Origin of the sequence: uncultured Algibacter sp. (genome assembly GCF_947487575.1) — a bacterium.
In the GTDB taxonomy this organism is placed as follows: domain Bacteria; phylum Bacteroidota; class Bacteroidia; order Flavobacteriales; family Flavobacteriaceae; genus Algibacter_B.
Map to the genome: position 1 here is coordinate 104,639 of NZ_CANKXG010000010.1, position 17,018 is coordinate 121,656.

The 17,018-nt window shown below is 34.1% G+C and carries 17 protein-coding genes; 7 read left to right on the forward strand and 10 right to left on the reverse strand.

Going from position 1 to position 17,018, the window contains the following annotated elements:
- Positions 1-3: 3 nt before the first annotated feature.
- From bioB to Q0870_RS12565, 6 genes are all read right to left on the reverse strand, one after another.
- A complete protein-coding gene (gene bioB / locus Q0870_RS12540) occupies positions 4-1,098 on the reverse strand; it encodes a biotin synthase BioB (protein WP_298555860.1) in 1,095 nt (364 codons plus the stop codon).
- 50 nt (positions 1,099-1,148) lie between these two features.
- The gene (locus Q0870_RS12545) at positions 1,149-2,306 is read right to left on the reverse strand and encodes a beta-ketoacyl synthase N-terminal-like domain-containing protein (protein ID WP_298555862.1); all 1,158 of its coding nucleotides are present in this window, start codon (positions 2,304-2,306) and stop codon (positions 1,149-1,151) included.
- Positions 2,307-2,451: 145 nt separating this feature from the next.
- Complete coding sequence (gene bioA / locus Q0870_RS12550) at positions 2,452-3,717, reverse strand: adenosylmethionine--8-amino-7-oxononanoate transaminase (RefSeq protein ID WP_298555863.1); 1,266 nt, start codon at positions 3,715-3,717, stop codon at positions 2,452-2,454.
- On the reverse strand, positions 3,714-4,322 hold the full coding sequence (gene bioD, locus Q0870_RS12555) for a dethiobiotin synthase (protein WP_298555865.1): 609 nt from the start codon (positions 4,320-4,322) through the stop codon (positions 3,714-3,716). Before bioD ends, bioA begins: the two co-directional genes overlap by 4 nt.
- The gene (locus Q0870_RS12560; protein ID WP_298555866.1) at positions 4,319-4,732 is read right to left on the reverse strand and encodes a DUF2007 domain-containing protein; all 414 of its coding nucleotides are present in this window, start codon (positions 4,730-4,732) and stop codon (positions 4,319-4,321) included. Before Q0870_RS12560 ends, bioD begins: the two co-directional genes overlap by 4 nt.
- Complete coding sequence (locus tag Q0870_RS12565) at positions 4,729-5,883, reverse strand: pyridoxal phosphate-dependent aminotransferase family protein (RefSeq protein WP_298555867.1); 1,155 nt, start codon at positions 5,881-5,883, stop codon at positions 4,729-4,731. The genes Q0870_RS12560 and Q0870_RS12565 overlap by 4 nt, the downstream gene beginning before the upstream one ends.
- Positions 5,884-5,996: 113 nt before the next feature.
- On the opposite strand from Q0870_RS12565, the gene Q0870_RS12570 reads away from it, so the two are divergent.
- From Q0870_RS12570 to Q0870_RS12600, 7 genes are all read left to right on the forward strand, one after another.
- Positions 5,997-6,524, forward strand: coding sequence for a DUF2975 domain-containing protein (locus tag Q0870_RS12570; RefSeq protein ID WP_298555868.1), 528 nt, complete (start codon positions 5,997-5,999; stop codon positions 6,522-6,524).
- A 2-nt stretch (positions 6,525-6,526) separates the two neighbouring features.
- Entirely contained in the window at positions 6,527-7,033 is a 507-nt protein-coding gene (locus tag Q0870_RS12575; RefSeq protein WP_298555869.1) for a DUF2975 domain-containing protein, read from the forward strand.
- 2 nt (positions 7,034-7,035) lie between these two features.
- Positions 7,036-7,242: a helix-turn-helix transcriptional regulator gene (locus Q0870_RS12580; protein WP_298555870.1), complete on the forward strand. Its 207-nt coding sequence runs from the start codon at positions 7,036-7,038 to the stop codon at positions 7,240-7,242.
- 54 nt (positions 7,243-7,296) lie between these two features.
- Entirely contained in the window at positions 7,297-7,734 is a 438-nt protein-coding gene (locus tag Q0870_RS12585; RefSeq protein WP_298555871.1) for a DUF3157 family protein, read from the forward strand.
- Between the two features lie 67 nt (positions 7,735-7,801).
- Positions 7,802-9,058, forward strand: coding sequence for a Y-family DNA polymerase (locus tag Q0870_RS12590; RefSeq protein WP_298555872.1), 1,257 nt, complete (start codon positions 7,802-7,804; stop codon positions 9,056-9,058).
- Between the two features lie 168 nt (positions 9,059-9,226).
- The gene (gene umuD / locus Q0870_RS12595) at positions 9,227-9,667 is read left to right on the forward strand and encodes a translesion error-prone DNA polymerase V autoproteolytic subunit (RefSeq protein WP_298555873.1); all 441 of its coding nucleotides are present in this window, start codon (positions 9,227-9,229) and stop codon (positions 9,665-9,667) included.
- Between the two features lie 9 nt (positions 9,668-9,676).
- The gene (locus tag Q0870_RS12600; RefSeq protein ID WP_298555874.1) at positions 9,677-10,216 is read left to right on the forward strand and encodes an N-acetyltransferase; all 540 of its coding nucleotides are present in this window, start codon (positions 9,677-9,679) and stop codon (positions 10,214-10,216) included.
- 52 nt (positions 10,217-10,268) lie between these two features.
- Here the strand turns inward: Q0870_RS12600 and Q0870_RS12605 are convergent, their stop codons facing one another.
- The 4 genes from Q0870_RS12605 to Q0870_RS12620 all read right to left on the reverse strand — a co-directional run bounded on the left by Q0870_RS12605 (position 10,269) and on the right by Q0870_RS12620 (position 16,805).
- Positions 10,269-10,547 (reverse strand): F0F1 ATP synthase subunit epsilon, encoded by a 279-nt coding sequence (locus Q0870_RS12605; RefSeq protein ID WP_298555875.1) that lies wholly within the window; start codon positions 10,545-10,547, stop codon positions 10,269-10,271.
- An 84-nt stretch (positions 10,548-10,631) separates the two neighbouring features.
- Positions 10,632-12,140, reverse strand: coding sequence for a F0F1 ATP synthase subunit beta (gene atpD, locus Q0870_RS12610; RefSeq protein WP_298555876.1), 1,509 nt, complete (start codon positions 12,138-12,140; stop codon positions 10,632-10,634).
- Positions 12,141-12,308: 168 nt separating this feature from the next.
- On the reverse strand, positions 12,309-13,970 hold the full coding sequence (locus Q0870_RS12615; protein WP_298555877.1) for a G-D-S-L family lipolytic protein: 1,662 nt from the start codon (positions 13,968-13,970) through the stop codon (positions 12,309-12,311).
- 9 nt (positions 13,971-13,979) lie between these two features.
- Entirely contained in the window at positions 13,980-16,805 is a 2,826-nt protein-coding gene (locus tag Q0870_RS12620) for a TonB-dependent receptor (RefSeq protein ID WP_298555878.1), read from the reverse strand.
- Positions 16,806-17,018: the final 213 nt, after the last annotated feature.

The following is a 17,018-nucleotide window of genomic DNA, read 5'->3' on the forward strand; positions in this document are numbered from 1 at the left end:
GAATTATTTAAGTGCTTTAGCCTTTGCCTTTGCCGCTTCATTACGTTCAATAGTATGCTCTGGGCGTGTCCATTTTGGTTTTTCGCCTAAAGCCCCATATTGCGAATCTTGGGCTTCAACCGTTTGTGGTTGTACCTTTTTAGTAAATGGCTTTTGTGTATTTAATCCTAATAACTCAAACATTTTCATGTCTTCATTTACATCAGGATTTGGTGTAGTTAATAATTTATCGCCAGCAAAAATAGAGTTAGCACCTGCAAAAAAGCACATAGCTTGTCCTTCTCTACTCATTTGCGTACGTCCTGCACTAAGTCTTACTTGAGTTTCTGGTAAAACAATACGCGTAGTAGCAACCATACGAACCATATCCCAAATAGAAACAGGTTTTTGGTCTTCAAGTGGTGTGCCTTCAACAGCTACTAACGCATTAATAGGTGTAGACTCTGGTTGCGGGTTTAAAGTCGATAAAGCCACTAACATGCCAGCTCTATCTTCTATATTTTCTCCCATTCCAATAATACCGCCAGAACAAACGGTTACATTGGTTTTACGAACATTATCAATAGTATCTAACCGATCTTGATAACCACGGGTAGAAATAACTTCTTTATAATACTCTTCTGAAGAATCTAAATTATGATTGTAGGCATATAAACCAGCTTCAGCTAAACGCTGCGCTTGGTTTTCAGTAACCATCCCCAGAGTACAACAAACTTCCATATCTAGCTTGTTTATGCCTCTTACCATTTCTAAAACTTGGTCAAACTCTGGTCCGTCTTTTACATTTCTCCAAGCAGCACCCATGCAAACACGTGAACTTCCGCTTTCTTTAGCTCTTAGAGCTTGGGCTTTAACTTGATTTACTGTCATTAAATCATTGCCTTCAACACCAGTATGGTAACGAGCTGCTTGCGGACAGTATCCACAATCTTCAGAACAACCACCAGTTTTTATAGAAAGTAAAGTTGAAACTTGTACCACATTTGGGTCATGGCTTTTTCTATGTATTGTAGCTGCCTCGTAAAGCAACTCCATAAATGGTTTGTTATAAATGTCTAGTATTTCTTCTTTGGTCCAGTTGTGTCTAGTCTCGCTCATAAATCTTCTAGTGATTTGAAATCAAAAATAGTAATTAAAAGATGAAATTTTTAATTTTTGCTTAATAATATAGAAACCGCATTACCTCCAAATCCTACGGCATTTATTAGAATATTTTCAATTTTATTAGGTGTCTTTTGATTTTCTAAATATGGAATACCAATAAATTCTTGGTGTTGTAACATTAAAACAGCAAGCTCAATACTTAATGCACCCGATGCTCCAAAAGTATGACCTATCTTCCATTTGTTAGATGTTAGCGCTGGAGTGTTATCTTTAAAGATTGTTTCAATAGCTTTAAATTCAGATTTATCTCCTTTTATCGTACCTGGAGCGTGCATAACAATCACGTCAAGGTCATCAGGATTTAAATTTCCTAATGCCATTTTCATTGATTTTTGAAAACATTTAGCATCACTTGAAATTGAAATGTTGTGTTTTAATATTTCAGTTGCATATCCAATTCCTTTTATAATGGCTAATGCATTTTCCTTTTTACCAGCTTCTAAACAAGTAACTGATGCACCTTCGCCTAAAACCATAGTGTTTTTTGTTTTGTTGAGGTCTAAAGCGCGACAGGGAAAATCTTCAGTTTCTTTTGAGTAGATTTTTAGAGCTTGCATTTGTGCAATGGTAAAAGGTGTTAACGGTGCTTCGCTACCGCCAACTAGAAATTTATTACACATACCAGAATTTATCCAAGCAATACCGTTTAACATACTGTGTAATGCCGTAGAACAAGTTATAGAATGGCTAATTTCTGGACCATTGGTTTGCAAATCGTGCGCTACCCAAGATGATATATTTCCTAATGTGGTGGTTGGAGAACTTAAAGTTTCCGATTTTTTATTTTCTAAAAAGGATTCGTGATATTTTTCAAAAAGAGAGGTTGCTCCTCGTGAGGAACCTATATTAATTCCGAAATTATCCGAAGCACTCCAGTTAGCTTGTTTTATAGCTTTTCTAGATGTATAAATGGTAAATAAAACGGTATTATCTAATGATTTGTATTTATTGTCTGATTGACGTAAACCCTCAATGTCTTGCTTTGCTTCTTCAGTTATTTCAGAAACAAATACGTTTTTACCTGCGATTTCTTTTTCGGTAATACCATGTTCATTGTTTTTGTAACTTTTCCATGCTTCATCTAAAGATTTTCCTAGGGAAGAAATAGATGAAACTGCTGTAATTGAAATTGGTTTTTGCAAGGTTTTTTTAAACTTTTGACAAAAGTACTACTTATGCGTTAGGGATAGAAGCAGCATCCTTTTTAATTTTCAAAAAAATTAAAAAAATATAGCCTTTCGACTGTGCTCAAGACAAGCTACTAGAACGACTGTTGTGGGTAACGCTCTAAATAATTTCTAAAGCATCTTCTATAACTTGATAGACTTTTTCTAGCTGTTTTTTAGTAATAACATAAGGGGCTTGAATGTAAATGGTGTTTCCTAGAGGGCGCAGAAACACACCATTATCCATAAAAAATTTAAAGAGCTTATCGCGAAGATTGCCATAGCGTGCCATTTCTACATTTAAATCTAGCGCAAAAATAATTCCTGTTTGGCGTATGAATTTCACTTTTGGATGGTTTTTAATGCGATTTCCAAAGGCTTGATGCGAGGCAGTAATTGCTATTATATTATCTTGAATGTTTTTGGTTTGCAATAATTCGATGCTCGCCAAAGCCGCTGTACATGCTAGCGGATTTGCAGAATAAGTATGCCCATGAAACAAACCTTTGCTAATCTCATCGCTATAAAAAGCATCGTAAATTTCTTGTGTACATGTTGTTAACGCCATTGGCAATAAACCACCAGTTAATGCTTTACTAAGGCAAATAACATCTGGTTTGGAGTCCATGTGAAGCGATGCGAAATACTTGCCTGTTTTTCCAAAACCCGTCATAACCTCGTCTGCCACGGTAATAATATTATTTTCTTTACAGAATTTTAGAATTTTATTTAAGCCTTGGGCATCATGCATGCTCATAGCCGCCGCACCTTGAACTAAGGGTTCGTAAACAAATCCAGCGATTTTATTGTTTGAAAGAATATCTTTTAAAAGGGATAGTATGTCTTGATGATTTTCTCCATTAGGAACAGGAATACGTTTTACATCTAAAAAGAAATCTTCAAACGGACCGTTGTAAACTGAAAGCCCTGAGACGCTCATGGCACCAAAAGTATCGCCATGGAATCCATCTTCAAAAGCGATTAGTGTGTTTCGTTTTTCGCCATTGTTAAAATGGTATTGCAAGGCCATTTTTATGCCAATTTCAACAGAGGTAGAACCGTTATCGCTGAAGAATATTTTATTTTGATTTTCAGGCAATATTTCAATGAGTGCTTCGGATAGCTTTACAGCAGGTTCGTGTGTGAAACCGCTAAAAACAACTTGGTCTAGCTTTTGCATCTGACCAAAAACACGATTGGTTATGTATTTGTTACAATGCCCGTACATACAGGTGTACCAAGAGGCAATGGCATCAATATATTCGTTGCCATTTTCATCGGTTAAAACACAGCCTTTTGCTTTAGTTATGGCTAAAGCTTCTGGGTGCAATTTATGCTGTGTTAGTGGATGCCAAAGGTGTTTTTTATCGCGTTCTTGTAAACTCATAATTTGTCTTTAAACAATTCAGCATATTCTTTAATAACATTTTTATCAAAATAAGGTTCTTCGTCAATCCTTCCTATAACAGGGATTTGAGTCATTTTTTTGATAATATCCTCCGTTGTTTTATGTTCATTTCCGCTAAAAATAATAGACACATCAAACCCTTTTTCTTTTAGAGTTTTTATTGTTAAAAGTGTGTGATTGATGCTTCCTAAATAATGTCTTGATACGACAATGACGTTGTATTCTGGTTTGATTAAATCGAAAACCGTGTCTTTATCATTTAAAGGCACTAATAAACCTCCAGCGCCCTCAATAACTAAATGATTTTTGGTTTTCGGTGGTTTGATAGTTTTAATATCGATTTTTATGCCATCAATATCTGCTGCACCATGAGGACTCATTGGTGTTTCTAGAGCATAAGCATTTTTGTGAAATTTCGATTTAGTATTTGAAACCAGTTGTCGTACTTTTTTTGTATCACAATTATCCAATTCTCCTGCTTGTATGGGTTTCCAATAATCGGCTTCTAAGGCTTCAGTTACAATTGCTGAAGCTACGGTTTTACCAACATCGGTTGAAATTCCTGTGATGAAATATGTGCTCATTTTAAATCGAATTCGGTTTTGCAATCTTCACATATATATTTATGTCTTGTATAAAATGGAAGTGCAGAAAATAATACACCAAAAATAAACGCAAAAAACGATTTGGCATCCTTAATTGTTGAAAATAATGCAACATGATGTCCTTTGCAATTTGGACAATTTATAGTATTACCTTCGTCATCAATTGAATATTTATGTATTGAGTCTAGAATATGCTGCGCTTTTAAAGCATCGGTTGATAGTACCTTAAGTTTAACACCACCAATAGCGTTACTTACCAATGGGTCGGTGTCTATTGTCAAATTATCACTTAGAAACACTTGAATACCTTCAGCCTCTAAACGTCCTTTTATAATTTGCGCTTCTGTGGAGTATTGAAATCTAGCAATGGTTTTAAATGTGTTGCTCATATATTTATTAAAGTGGCCAGTTGTTGTAATACATTAGATATATTATTTTCTGAATTAAAACTATGTAAACAAAAACGTAAACGCTCTTGTCCTTCAGGAACTGTAGGAGAAAGTATGGGTTTAACATCAAAACCACTATTCTGAAGTTTTTCTGAAATAGATTTCACTTTATCATTCCCAGAAATAATACAACAATGAATAGCTGAATGCGACTCAATAAAAATATTTTCAAGTTTATTTTTTTTTATTTCAGATTTAAAGTGGTAAATATTTGTGTGTAGCTTGGTATTGTTTTTATTATCCTGTAATGCATTATAAGCAGTATGTATGGTTGCTAAACTATGTGGCGGTAATGCTGTAGTATAAATAAAACTACGTGAAAAATTAACGAGATATTGTTTTAGTTTTTTGCTTCCTAAAATAGCAGCACCGTGGCATCCCATGGCTTTTCCGAAAGTGATGATGCGTGCAAAAACTTCTTTTTCAAGTTTTAAATCTTGAATTATACCTGTGCCCCGTTCTCCAAAAACACCAATGGCATGTGCTTCATCTACCACTAAATGCGCCTTATGTTTATTGTTTATCTGCGATAGTTTTTTTAAATCGGGAGAATCGCCGTCCATAGAGAAAACAGATTCTGTTACAATGTAAATGATTGTTTCTTTTGGACTTCGACTGCGCTCAGTCTGACATTTTTTTTCTAAATCATCTAAATCATTATGCTTAAACTTATAAGCTTTGGCATTACTCATTGAAATGCCATCGCGAATGGAAGCATGAATATATTCGTCATACAAGATGACATCTCCACGTTGAGGTACACTAGAGAAAAAACCAATGTTGGCATCGTAACCCGAATTGAATATTAATGCACTTTCGCTATTATGAAAATTAACAAGAATGTCTTCAATTATATTATAAAGTCTATGATTTCCAGAAAGCAACCGAGAACCTGTTGCGCCATTATTAGTAATATCATGGCCTTTTAAAAATTTGTGTGTATTATTAAAAATAGTTTTAGATTTTGAAAAACCTAAGTAATCATTTGATGAAAAATCTACCAAACTACTTTGTATTCCAAGTTGGCGTAAGGCATTATTCGCTTTGCGCTCTTCTAATTTTTTTTGTAATTTTTTTGGAAAGGTTTTCATCTAAAAACAAATATAAATAATGCTTTTGGTATTATGTGATTAAAATATTTTTAAATAAGAATTATTGTTTTTCGATAATTTTTGTATATTTGTTATCGTTAAACAATAATAAAATGAAAAAATTAGCTTATTTTACATCGTTAATATTATTCTACTGCGTTGCATTTCTTCTGCTTTTTGTAATGGTTTTTTCAATACTATCCTATTTAGAATATAAATATGGAATACAAATTCCTTTTGTTGAGATTATTGAGAATCGTGCGAAAGTGCATGTTCCCTTATTAGGTTTACGCATAAATGTTCCATTTAATTATGCCGTTCTTATCATGTGGACAGCGATGTCGTACTACATCATTTATTTTTATGCATTTAAAAATTTTCTAAAAGTATTTATTGAAAAAAAGGTATTTGAAACGAAGCCATTAAAACGATTACGCTTCTTCATGATATTAAATTTGGTGCCTTTAATTTATATTATAGTATTTACAGCTTCATTTTTATTACGAGGTGTGAGTATTCGTCTAGAAGATGATTATTTTATTGTGTTAGCACATTTAGTAATAGCATTTTTAATATATCTCTACTTAGATGTTTTGAAAAAAGGAAGGCATGTTCAAGAAGAGAATGATTTAACTATATAATTATGAAAATCAAACTAAATATGTTTAGAATCATGCTAATTATATTCATTACAATATATACTTTGGCATTGCTTTTTTTTGTGCTTATAACGTTCACAGGAGCGCATACAGTTCCTAAAGAATTATTTAGAGTTTCTATTTTAGGAGATTCAATAAAAGGTAGTTTTTATTGTTATTTTGGTGTTACAACCGCTATAGATATACTTCTAATATATACACTTACTCAGTTATTGAAAGTTGGCGATTATTTCAAAAATAGACTTTTCTTTTCATCAAGAATTCTATCTCTTTTAAAAACCACAGGAAAGTATTTTGTTATTATTTCAATTGTAGGTTTACTTGCTTCTCTTTTTTATCATTATTCTTTTTCTGAACATATTATTGAAAGTATGCTTTTGCCATTTTTTTACCATTTTATGATTTTGATTATTGGTTTAGGGCTTTTGGTTATTGAAGAAATTCAAAAACGAGCAGTATTGATTAAACAAGAAAACGACCTAACCATTTAATTATGCCAATAATTGTAAACTTAGATATTATGCTTGCCAGAAGGCAAATGAAAAGCAAAGAGTTGGCTGAAATTATTGGTATTACAACCGCTAATATGTCTATCCTAAAATCTGGTAAAGCAAAGGCTGTTCGTTTCTCAACTTTAGAAGCTATTTGTAAAGCTTTAGATTGCCAACCAGCAGATATTTTAGAATATGTTGAAGATTAGTTTTAATAATTAAGCTGTATTTTTGAAAGTGATTTTAACTTTATATTATTTGCTATGAAAAAGTGTGTTTTGGTTTTAGTACTTCTTGTCTCTTTTATTGGGTTTTCGCAAGATAATCACATTGTAAAAACGGAAGATGGAAGACGTGTTTTGCTTAAAGCTGATTTTACTTGGGAATATATTGATGCTGAAAACCCTTCTTTAACTAGCGTTTCTAAAGTAAAAGACAACACTAGCTGTAATTTAGCAGAAGGTTTTGAAGAGCCTAAATTAGATAAAAAGATACAAGCACAATTAAAGAAAGGAAGAGCCACAATAAGCCATGTTAAAAAGAAAGTTGCTAAAGCCCATAATTGTGATGTAAAGGATATTATTTTATTATCAGTATCTGAACAAAAATCTAAAGCTACATACAAATTTTGTGCTAACGGGAAAGAAGTTGCCTATAAACGTATTGGTAATACTATTATAAAAAAGGAGAAGTTTTTTTAAGTTAAATATCTGTTAGGTTTCAAAAACTGATAGGTTAGAGAAACACAAAATCTGTATCTTTACTCTCATGTACGCCCTAGTAGATTGTAATAACTTTTATGCGTCTTGCGAACGCACATTTAATCCAACTTTACGCAACAAACCCGTTGCTATTTTAAGTAATAACGATGGTTGCGTTATTTCTAGAAGTGACGAAGCCAAAGCAATAGGCTTACCTATGGGCGCACCTATTTTTAAGTGGGACGGCTTTTGCAAACTAAATGGTATAGAAGTATTATCTTCAAACTACCCATTGTATGGTGATATGAGTCATCGCGTTATGACGATTCTAGAGCAATACACGCCAGATGTTGAGGTATATAGTATAGATGAAGCTTTTCTAGAATTTAAAGGCTTCGAAAATCATGATTTTGAAGACTATGGCAATCAAATGCGACAGCGCATTTTAAAATGGACAGGTATTCCAACTAGCGTAGGTATTGCGCCAACAAAAGCATTAAGTAAAGTCGCCAATAAAATTGCTCGAAAATTTCCAGAGGCAACAAAAGGCGTGTATGTAATTGACTCAGAAGAAAAACGTATTAAAGCCTTAAAATGGATAAAAGTAGAAGATGTTTGGGGCATAGGCAGAGGCTTACAAAAACGATTAAAAGCCAAAGGTTGTAAAAAAGCTTATGATTTTACACAACTTCCGGACCATTGGGTACGCAAAAACTTTACAATCACAGGTTGGAAACTCAAAAAAGATTTGGAAGGCATTTCAAAAATAAAACTAGACGAAGTAGAAGCAAAACGTGCCATAGCTACCACAAGAAGTTTCGAGTACACCTATTCTGATCTCGATAATATAAAAGAACGCATTTCCACTTTTGCCACAAGTTGTGCCGAAAAGTTACGCAAACAGGGTTCTAGTTGCCACATGATATATGTAACGTTGCAAAGCGACAGACATAAAAAAGATTTAGAGCAGCATCGTGCAAGTCGGGTAGTCAGTTTGCCATATCCCACAGATTCCAACCTAATTATTAGCCAGCAAGCTGTTAACGCCGTAAAAAGCATTTTCAAAGCCGGTATAAAGTACAAGCGTGCAGGCGTCATTGTTATGGGCTTGGTGCCAACCAATAACCACCAGTTACAAATGTTCGACACAGAAAACCCCAAACACAAACCCCTAATGCATGCCATAGACGGTCTAAATTCCAAATACGCCAACAACAAAGTAAAATTGGCTAGTCAAGATTTAAAGCGCACCTGGAAAATGCGTCAAGAACGTTTGTCTCCACGTTACACAACTAATATTAAAGATATTATAGTCGTTAAATAAAGCAAGAATCTCAAAAATTTGAATTAAATTTAGGAACAGAAATTTTATTTGGGCGTTACCACAAGGGTCGGGCTTTCGCTACTCAATCTTTTTGCAAAAAGGCAAAAAGGATTTCAAACAAACCGCTCAATCCCTAACGCGCTAAACCGCCAATAAATTACATAACCCATGATATTACACAAATCTAACAGCTTAACTTTTTTTACTCCAAAACCTACAAATACTCTAGATGCTCTTTTTTTCGATACAGGAATTTCTGCAGGATTTCCATCACCAGCCGAAGATTTTAAGGAGCAACGCCTTTCTCTAGATAAAGAACTTGTAAAAAATAAAGAAGCCACTTTTTATGCACGAGTTAGCGGACAATCCATGATAGGCGCAGGACTTGATGATAACGATTTGTTAGTAATTGATAGAAGTTTAGAACCTTCTCATAATAAAATAGCGGTTTGTTTTTTAGATGGAGAATTTACCGTTAAACGCTTAAAAGTCGATAACGAAGGCATTTGGTTAAAACCAGAAAATCCTAATTATCCTATTATTAGAATTACAGAAGCAAATGATTTTGTTATTTGGGGTATAGTTACTAATGTAATTAAAAAGGTATAGCCATTTATTGTGGAAATTATTTATAAACAAGTAGTTTCGGATGAAGAGTTATATCAAATTCTAGAACTTCAACATAAAAATATTCCAGCATCAATTTCTAAGACAGAAAAGCAAAAAGAAGGTTTTGTAACTGTTCAACATGATTTTGAAACATTAAAAATCATGAATAATGCTTGTGCCCACAGTATTGCAAAACATAATAATCGTGTTGTTGGGTACGCTCTAAGTATGGTTAAAGAGTTTAAAGACACAATTCCTGTTTTGCAACCTATGTTTGAAGAGATAGAAACTATTATAGAACCTATAACTAGTTATGTAACCATGGGTCAAATATGCATAGAGAAATCATATAGAAAGCAAGGTGTTTTTAGAGGGTTATATTCATATATGCAGTTAAAACTTAATACCGTGTTTGATGCTGTAGTAACCGAAGTAGATACTAAAAATATAAGGTCTTTAAATGCACATTATGCGGTAGGGTTTAAATGGTTAAAAAGCTATTCATTAAACCATCAAAATTGGGAACTTATTATTTGGAATTGGAAATAAAAAAGCCAAACAATTATGTTTGACTTTTAATATTTTTTAAATAAAAGATAGCTTAATCAGCTAAAACAATTACTTTATTATCTTTCATTTCAAGAGTTCCAGAATTAATCTTTAATAGAGTAGTTCCTTTGTCGCCTTTTGTGAACTTATCTTGAACTTCTTCATCTATTTCAATATTCCCAGAAATTTTCACAACACCTTCTTTTAATATAGAAACAATTGGTGCATGATTATTTAGCATTTCAAAATCCCCATTTACGCCAGGGACATAAATACTAGTTACTTCTCCGCTAAATAAGGTGGCTTCAGGTGATACAATTTCTAAATACATATCTCTTTTAGTTATTTGTTTTTAGTTATTGGTTATTGGTATATTTATTTTCTGGTAACCATCAACTAATAACCGGTAACAATTTTACGCTTCAGCTAACATTTTGTCTCCAGCTTCAATAGCTTCTTCGATAGTTCCTTTAAGGTTAAACGCAGCTTCTGGTAAGCGATCTAACTCACCATCCATAATCATGTTAAATCCTTTAATAGTTTCTTTAATATCAACTAATACACCAGGAATACCAGTAAATTGCTCAGCTACGTGGAAAGGTTGAGATAAGAAACGTTGTACACGTCTTGCTCTACCTACAGCCAATTTATCTTCTTCAGATAATTCTTCCATACCTAAAATGGCAATAATATCTTGTAATTCTTTATAACGTTGTAATAACTCTTTTACTCTTTGAGCACAAGCATAATGCTCGTCCCCTAAAATATCAGCAGTTAAAATTCTTGAAGTAGAATCTAAAGGATCTACCGCAGGATATATACCTAACTCGGCAATTTTTCTAGAAAGTACCGTTGTTGCATCTAAGTGAGCAAAGGTTGTAGCAGGTGCAGGATCCGTTAAATCATCCGCAGGTACGTAAACCGCTTGTACAGATGTAATCGAACCTCTTTTAGTTGAAGTAATACGCTCTTGCATAGCACCCATTTCTGTTGCTAATGTTGGTTGGTAACCTACCGCAGAAGGCATACGACCTAATAATGCAGATACCTCAGAACCAGCTTGTGTAAAACGGAAAATGTTATCTACGAAGAAAAGTACATCTTTTCCTTGTCCTTCACCAGCACCATCACGGAAATACTCAGCAATAGTTAAACCAGATAATGCAACACGTGCACGTGCTCCAGGAGGCTCATTCATTTGTCCGAATACGAAAGTTGCTTTCGATTCTTTCATTTTAGATTTATCAACTTTAGATAAATCCCATCCGCCATCTTCCATAGAATGCATAAAATCATCACCGTAACGGATAATTCCAGATTCTAACATTTCACGTAGTAAATCATTCCCTTCACGAGTTCTTTCACCCACTCCAGCAAATACAGATAAACCACCGTGTCCTTTTGCAATATTGTTAATCAACTCTTGAATTAATACTGTTTTACCTACTCCAGCACCACCAAATAAACCAATTTTACCACCTTTTGCATAAGGCTCAATTAAATCGATTACTTTAATACCTGTAAATAAAACTTCAGTAGACGTTGATAAATCTTCAAATTTTGGTGCTTGACGGTGAATTGGTAACCCAGCTTCTCCAGCTTTAGGTAAATCTCCAAGACCATCAATAGCATCTCCAATCACATTAAATAAACGACCGTAAACATCGTCTCCAATTGGCATTTGTATTGGTGCTCCTGTTGCAGAAACTTCAGTTCCTCTACTTAAACCATCAGATGAATCCATGGCTATAGTACGTACTGTGTCTTCACCAATGTGAGACTGTACTTCTAGTACTAATAAAGAACCATCAGGTCTTTTTATTTCTAACGAATCATAAATTTTTGGAAGTTCTGAACCTGCTCCGAATTCAACATCGATAACCGGACCTACTATTTGTGCAACTTTACCTGTAACTTTAGCCATTACTTATGTGTTTAATATTATGCGATTTAAATATATGAAAACAGTTTTAGTTTTCGCGTGCAAATATATGAGTTTTAATTTAAAATAAAAGTTGTTTTATAGAGTTTTTTGGAATAAAAAAACACCTTCAAATTGAAGGTGTTTTTACAGTGTTATTTTAATTCTATTTTATGGTAATAGAGGGGAGAAGTTTGTTGGTAAATCAGCAGCAACAGGAGTTTTTCCAGAAGCTATAAAGTTTGAACCAAAAGCGTCATCAATTGCAACTAAGAATTCTGTAGCCATTAGGCCATATCCTCTTGCTGTTAGATGAATTCCATCTAAACTAACTAATCCACCAAAAACTAAATCTGTAGTCATTATGAATTCATCATAAGGATAGCCAGATACTGAAGCTTGTTCTAAAACAGCTCTTAAATCTGCTAAAGCTACATTGGGATTTGCGTCTGTAACTGTCTTAATTGTGTTGTTATAAGCTGTAGTTGCGTTTGCAATAGCAGTTTGTTCTTGAGGTGTAAGTACCCACTTGTCTTCTAAAGGCAATGTTATTCCTTCAACTGAAAATTGACCTGCAACAGTAGGAGGCAACAATGCAGCTAGTGCTGTGGCTACACCTTCATTTACATTACCAATAATAGAGCTACTTGGTAAAACCAATAAATCATTTTGAGTCGCGGGTCTTGCTTGTCCGTAAGTAGTTCCTAAAAATCCAGCAACAGTTGGAGCAGCTGCAGGAGGCAATCCAAACTGTCCAATAAATGCAGCGAAAGCTGGATCTGGTGCTAGAGCACCTGCTATTGCTGCAGATAAATCAACTAAGTCTTCGTCTTTAATTATAACAGGATTAGTTTCTGTAGTAGAAAATATAATAATCCGCGATGGATCTGCTACTGCAAATATTTGGTTTATTGCACCATATATTTGGTTTAATGTAGGTATTTGAGCTACAAGATCGGGTCCAGTATCTTCATCATTAGGGTCTAATGGATTGTAAGGTACAGTCGTAAAGTGTGATAGACTAGTAATATCAGGGACATTAGTGACAACACCTTTAGCACCATTAAGAGTTAAAGCAGTAACCATAGATGAAAATGCTCCAGCAAATACATTAGGGTCTGTAATATCATTAGTATGATAGGTTGATGGGTCAATATTTCCTGTTCGGTCAATACCCGTACCACCAGACGTAGCATATTGTAGAATGTCATTACCACCAACTTCACTTAATGTAAAAAACGTTGGGTTTTGAGTTAAAGCATCGTTTAAAACTGTTGATGTTCCCCCTGATGCTATTCGTGTATAATAAGGATTAAATGCTGCGTACCCAGGTGTTACTAAGTGAAAACTTTTTGCTCCTGGAATTCCAAAATTATTAAAATCACTTCCAATATTGTTACCTGCTTCAGTTGTAATAGGGGGCACTGGTAAATCTTGGCTTGCTAAAAATGCGTTTAGAGGAACTGGTCCTGCACCTCCAAAAACTAATCTGTAACCGAAAGGTGTTGGTGATCCACCTGCTAAAATTCCACCAGTATTTTCATCTAATAATGGTTGAGTAAAAGTTCCTCCACCTGCAAAAGCAAATTGTTCTGATAGTAATTTAGGAAAAGAGTGCTCTTGTCCAGCTCTAAATAAACCTCCATCTGTAAATCCAGCAGTAAACGATGCACCTATGGCAAGATAAGTAGAAAAATCTGCAGAACCAGCAGTTAGATCGGGTAGCTCAGCGGTTCCAGTATTCACTTTATTCCTTAATTCATCTAATTCTTGGTTCTCACAAGCCATAAAACTAAATGAGAGTACTAATAATATATATTTTAATTTTTTCATCACTTATTTTTATAGGTTGTTAATTGTTAAAGATAAATAGTACTGCGATCCGATAAAGCCGGTTCCAAAAGCAGTGAAATACTCATCGCCTAAAAGATTTGTAGCTCCGGCTTTAAATGTTGTTTTAAGACTTGGAATTCTGAAATTGACCTGTGCGTCCAATACATGAAATGCAGGGACTTCACCATCACCAAAAGAAGCCTCCCAGAAATAGTTGTCACTCCAACGCCATGCCAGATTAAAACCGAAGTTTTTAAATAATTCAGTTTTACCAAAGGATGTTTTAAATTTATGTTCTGGTGTATTAAAATTAGTTCTAAAATCAGGATTTCCAGCTACGTCAAAATCTAATCTAGCCCAAGTATAATTAGCGCTTAAATCAAAACCGTTAAATACTTTGGTTGATACTTCAATGGCTGCGCCATACGACTTAACAGTTTCCTCAGTATTTGTATATGTTTGGTAAACGACAATGTCACGATTGTTCAAAGCTGCTAAAATTTGTTGTGTATCTCCATTTAGTCCTGCAACAGATGCTGGATTATTTGGGTCGTAACCAGTTAAATTAAAGTTAGAAACATCTCCATAAAGCGGTGCAACTACTGATTCATTAGCAAGGAAATCATTGTAAATACTATAGTAAGCAGATGCGTCAATGATAAAATCACTTACTTTTCCTCTATACCCAAATTCAAAAGAACTCACTTGTTCTGGATTTGCATAGCTTGAGTTAGCAATAAAATTACTACCATCAGATGCAGAATCATGTGTACCCAATCCATTAGCTATTGAAGCAAATAAAGAATTTGTATAAGCCGCAGCTCCTGTTTGAGATTTGCTTGATGGTTGACCAAGGTTGTTTTGTGCAAACTGGCTAATGTTATAGTCTCTAGAATAGCGATCTCCAATATCTGTTGCGCCGCCAATTAAAGTCCCTAAGGCAGTTTGCAAGCCTATATATAGCGACTGTGTGTCAGGATTTCTAAAACCAGTTTGGAACGATGCTCTAAAGTTATGATTTTCGTTAACTGTTAAGCCAGCTGAAATTCTTGGAGAAAAGAACCCATCAAACAATTCAGATTTGTCATATCTAAGCGATCCTGTTAATTTAAGTTTTAAATTTTCATTTAATTCTATTGAGCGTTGTAGTTGAGTATAAATACCTAATTCAGAATAGGTTATTGGTCCGTTAGCATCGGCATAAATAGTTCCGAAAGAGTTCAATCTATAAGTACGAAATGATCCTCCTACTTGAATTTCTGCAAAATCAAAAGTGTCACCAAAATTATAATTGGCATCTGCATGATAAATTTTAGAATTGTCTTTAAATGCTGATCCAGTTAAGAAATCAGTATCTGATGTAACTTGGTCAAAAAGTTGTTGAAATCGATCTGATCCTAACTCAGGCCTTCCATCTTCAGCAGCAATTCTAGCTGCTACATGCGCTTGGTCATCTGTTGAGCCATCTAATACTTCACCAGCGTACGTTTCGATATAATCACCAAACCAATCAGGATGAGATTTCCATGCTTGTAATAAGTTTGGGCCCGCAACATCCATTACATAAGTGTCTCCTGCTTTATCTGAAGTGATATAACCTCTAACGAAAAAATTATTATTTTTAACTTCTATTTTATGTTGCTGTAATGAAAATCCATCTATTCTATAACGTTGTGCACCTTGATAGATGGTAGAACCTGTACCTACTTTACCAATATATTGAATTTCGAAGTCATTTTCCCAAGGGCGGAAATATAAACCCAAGTCTGCTTTAATGTTTTCAGCACTGTAATCGGTTAAATCTTCTTCTCTATAGCCAGTTCTACTTACATTTACATCTGGAATTATGCCTTTAATTCTATCAGGTGCTGCATCTCTAATATTGGTAGTTACATTATCTCCATAAACATTAACTCCATCATAATTTATGTTAGATCCACGAGTGCCACCAGGTGTATCTTTATCATCATAGTTTGTCGCATACCAATCAGTTCCTCTTAAATATCCAAAATTGACTTTAGCCGCAAACTTATCAGAAAACTTGTATGAAGCACTTATACCCATATCTGTATAAGTGTTATTTCCAGCAGCCTCTTGAGATGTTATGCCTTGCTTTATATATGTTCTAATGCCTTGATGGTTAAATGGATTTTTACTTGTCATAAACAATATGCCATTAAATGCATTAGCTCCATAAAGTGCAGAAGATGCACCTGGTAAAAGTTCTACGCTTTGTACATCAGTTTCTACCATGCCGAGTAAGTTTCCTAGCGGAAAGTTAAGAGCTGGTGCAGAGTTATCCATACCATCGACTAACTGCATGAAACGGGTATTTGCAAATGTGGCAAAACCTCTGGTATTAATAGATTTAAAAGTTAAGCTATTAGTGTTTATATCAACACCTTTTAGATTCTCTAAACCACCATAAAAATCTGCTGAAGCTGTGTTTTTTATTTCTTTAAGGCCAAAGCGCTCGACAGTAACTGGCGATTCAAAAATACGTTCTGGTGTTCTTGATGCCGAAATAACAACTTCGTCAAGTGAGGTGCCTTCGATAAGAATAAAATCAATTTTTTGATTGTTAGTTGTAATAGTTTCAGAAATAGTTTCAAACCCAACACTACTTGCTTGAAGTGAAAAAGGAGGGTTTAAATTTGTTGTCAATGAAAAATTACCGTCAAAATCTGTTACAGTTCCTGTTGATGTACCAACAATAATAATATTAGCACCAGGAATAGGTTGACTATTATCATCGACGACTGAACCAGTAATTGTTGTTTGTGAAAAAGATAACCCACAAAACAAGAGCATTAAAAAGGGGAGAATTGTCTTCATTTAGTATAATTAGTTTAAGTTTAATAACAAGATAGTATAAAAATATAATACCATCCTAGTGGACTAAAATAAAAAAAATTATGCACGCATAATATATTTTAACAAAAAATATCGTGTTTTATTGATAATTAATCAAAATATAAGGGTTAAAAATAAGAATAGCCATGTTTAATATTAAACATGGCTATTTTAAATTGAAGTTGTGAAATTATT

What these genes read in the sequence shown, in the direction of transcription:
- bioB (WP_298555860.1), bottom strand. Translation starts at nt 1,098, where the DNA reads ATGAGCGAGACTAGACACAACTGGACCAAAGAAGAAATACTAGACATT.
- bioA (WP_298555863.1), bottom strand. Translation starts at nt 3,717, where the DNA reads ATGAGTTTACAAGAACGCGATAAAAAACACCTTTGGCATCCACTAACA.
- bioD (WP_298555865.1), bottom strand. Translation starts at nt 4,322, where the DNA reads ATGAGCACATATTTCATCACAGGAATTTCAACCGATGTTGGTAAAACC.
- Q0870_RS12560 (WP_298555866.1), bottom strand. Translation starts at nt 4,732, where the DNA reads ATGAGCAACACATTTAAAACCATTGCTAGATTTCAATACTCCACAGAA.
- Q0870_RS12565 (WP_298555867.1), bottom strand. Translation starts at nt 5,883, where the DNA reads ATGAAAACCTTTCCAAAAAAATTACAAAAAAAATTAGAAGAGCGCAAA.
- Q0870_RS12570 (WP_298555868.1), top strand. Translation starts at nt 5,997, where the DNA reads ATGAAAAAATTAGCTTATTTTACATCGTTAATATTATTCTACTGCGTT.
- Q0870_RS12575 (WP_298555869.1), top strand. Translation starts at nt 6,527, where the DNA reads ATGAAAATCAAACTAAATATGTTTAGAATCATGCTAATTATATTCATT.
- Q0870_RS12580 (WP_298555870.1), top strand. Translation starts at nt 7,036, where the DNA reads ATGCCAATAATTGTAAACTTAGATATTATGCTTGCCAGAAGGCAAATG.
- Q0870_RS12585 (WP_298555871.1), top strand. Translation starts at nt 7,297, where the DNA reads ATGAAAAAGTGTGTTTTGGTTTTAGTACTTCTTGTCTCTTTTATTGGG.
- Q0870_RS12590 (WP_298555872.1), top strand. Translation starts at nt 7,802, where the DNA reads ATGTACGCCCTAGTAGATTGTAATAACTTTTATGCGTCTTGCGAACGC.
- umuD (WP_298555873.1), top strand. Translation starts at nt 9,227, where the DNA reads ATGATATTACACAAATCTAACAGCTTAACTTTTTTTACTCCAAAACCT.
- Q0870_RS12605 (WP_298555875.1), bottom strand. Translation starts at nt 10,547, where the DNA reads ATGTATTTAGAAATTGTATCACCTGAAGCCACCTTATTTAGCGGAGAA.
- atpD (WP_298555876.1), bottom strand. Translation starts at nt 12,140, where the DNA reads ATGGCTAAAGTTACAGGTAAAGTTGCACAAATAGTAGGTCCGGTTATC.
- Q0870_RS12615 (WP_298555877.1), bottom strand. Translation starts at nt 13,970, where the DNA reads ATGAAAAAATTAAAATATATATTATTAGTACTCTCATTTAGTTTTATG.
- Q0870_RS12620 (WP_298555878.1), bottom strand. Translation starts at nt 16,805, where the DNA reads ATGAAGACAATTCTCCCCTTTTTAATGCTCTTGTTTTGTGGGTTATCT.